Genomic DNA, 2,243 nt, shown 5'->3' with positions numbered 1-2,243 from the left:
GAGACTGTGCCATCCCCGCCCACGCCGCCCGACACCGTTCCGAGGAGGACCCCCGATGACGCCGACCGTCGACCTCGCCCTCCTCGCGGTGATGGGCGTGCTCTTCGCCACGGGGATCTACCTGCTGCTCGAGCGCAGCCTCACCCGGATCCTGGTCGGCGTCATGCTGATCAACAATGCGGCCGTGGTGCTGCTGTTCCTCACCTCGGGCGGCGCGGGCCTGGCGCCGCTCTACGACGCGGACACCGCGCCCGAGGACTACGCGGACATGCTCCCGCAGGCCCTGATCCTCACGGCCATCGTGATCGGCTTCGCCACCACGGCGTTCCTCACCGCCATGATCTACCGCTCGTGGCAGCTGCGCCGCGAGGACGACGTCGCCACGGACGTCGAGGACGTCAAGATCGCCGCGCAGTCGGGCTGGGACGCCGAGGACGACTCCGTGCTGACCGAGGAGGACTCGGAGTTCATGGACGACGCGTCCGACCCGAACGCCGAGTACGAGTTCGCCACCGCGGCGGCCCCGCGGGCGAGGGCCGTGCGGCCCGGTCGTGCGACCGTCCAGGGCGGGGGTGGGCGCCCGTGATGCTCGGCTCCACGCCCCTGACGGACCTCGCGCCGCTGGCGGTCATGCTCCCCGTGCTCGGGGCGGCGATCACGTTCGCCCTCGTCGGCCGCGCCCGCGCGCAGGTCGTGGTCACCGTCAGCGCCCTGACCCTGACCCTCGTGCTCGACTGCCTGCTGCTCGCCGACGTCTGGACGGGCGGCGTCGCCGTCGTAGAGCTGGCCGCCTGGCCCGCGCCGGTGGGCATCACCATGGTGGTGGACCGCCTGTCCGCGCTGCTGCTGGTGGTGTCCTCCCTGATCACCCTGGCGGTGCTCCTCTACGCCTCCGCCCAGGGGTTGATCAACAAGGACGAGGGCGGGCCGGTGAGCATCTTCCACCCCACGTTCCTGGTGCTCGTCGCGGGCGTGTCCAACGCCTTCCTCGCGGGCGACCTGTTCAACCTCTACGTCGGCTTCGAGATCCTCCTGACCGCCTCCTACGTGCTGCTCACCCTCGGCGGGACGGAGGCCCGCATCCGGGCGGGCATCACCTACGTGGTGGTGTCCGTGATCTCCTCCGTCCTCTTCCTGATCGCGATCGCGATGATCTACGCGGCCACCGGCACCGTCAACATGGCGGATCTGGCCGTGAAGCTGGGCGAGCTGCCGCACGACCTGCAGCTGGTGCTGCACGTGATGCTGCTGGCGGGCTTCGGCATCAAGGCCGCGGTGTTCCCGCTGTCCTTCTGGCTGCCCGACTCCTACCCGACGGCGCCGGCGCCCGTGACGGCCGTGTTCGCCGGCCTGCTCACCAAGGTGGGCGTCTACGCCATGATCCGCACGGAGACCCTGCTGTTCCCGGCCGAGCACGTGAACGGCCTCCTGATGGGGGTGGCGGCGCTGACCATGCTCGTGGGGATCCTGGGCGCCCTGGCGCAGAGCGGCCTGAAGCGCATCCTCTCCTTCATCCTGGTGTCCCACATCGGCTACATGGTCTTCGGCCTGGCCCTGGCCACGCAGGTGGGGCTCGCCGCCACGGTGTACTACGTGGGCCACCACATCACCGTGCAGACCGCGCTGTTCCTGGTGACCGGCCTCATCGAGCAGCGGGCCGGCACGGCGAGCATCGACCGCCTGGGTTCGCTGGCGAAGGTCTCCCCGCTGCTGGGCGTGCTCTTCCTGGTGCCGGCCCTGAACCTGGGCGGCATCCCCCCGTTCTCCGGCTTCCTGGGCAAGGTCGGGCTGATCCGCGGCGGCGTCGAGGACGGCGGCGTGCTGGCCTGGGTCCTCGTCGGCGTGTCCCTGCTGGTCTCCCTGCTCACCCTGCTGGTCCTGGTCCGGGCCTACACCCGCGCGTTCTGGCGCAAGGTGGAGGACGTGGAGCACCCGACGCCGCAGCTCGTCGCCGCCTACGAGCGCGTCACCCGGCGCGGCCTGCGCCCCAAGCCCCTCTCCCGCGGCCTGGTGCTGCCGACCGCCGGCCTGGTGGCCATGACGCTGGCCTTCACCGTGTTCGCCGGGCCGCTGTACGACCTGGCGGACCGCGCCGCCGTCGACATGCTGGAGCGCAGCCCCTACATCTCCGCGGTCCTGGGTCCGGAGGCCGCGGACCGCGCCGCCGTGACCCTGAGCCACGACCCGTCGGAGGTGCACGATGCCGGCCGCTGAGACCACCAGCCCCGCCTCCGACCCCACGC

2 protein-coding genes are annotated in these 2,243 nt (G+C 71.5%); both read left to right on the top strand.

Annotated features, from left to right (window positions below):
• Window positions 1–55 precede the first annotated feature (55 nt).
• Window positions 56–586 (top strand): NADH-quinone oxidoreductase subunit K, encoded by a 531-nt coding sequence (locus tag MHY29_RS11840; protein ID WP_224356421.1) that lies wholly within the window; start codon window positions 56–58, stop codon window positions 584–586.
• Window positions 586–2,214 carry a Na+/H+ antiporter subunit D gene (locus tag MHY29_RS11835; protein ID WP_224356422.1) on the top strand — a complete coding sequence of 543 codons (1,629 nt, stop codon included), beginning with the start codon at window positions 586–588 and terminating at the stop codon, window positions 2,212–2,214. The genes MHY29_RS11840 and MHY29_RS11835 overlap by 1 nt, the downstream gene beginning before the upstream one ends.
• The last annotated feature ends 29 nt before the right edge of the window (window positions 2,215–2,243 follow it).

This window comes from Micrococcus sp. ACRRV, assembly GCF_022346985.1.
Taxonomy (GTDB): domain Bacteria; phylum Actinomycetota; class Actinomycetes; order Actinomycetales; family Micrococcaceae; genus Micrococcus; species Micrococcus porci.
This window is presented reverse-complemented; position numbering and strand designations above follow the sequence as displayed.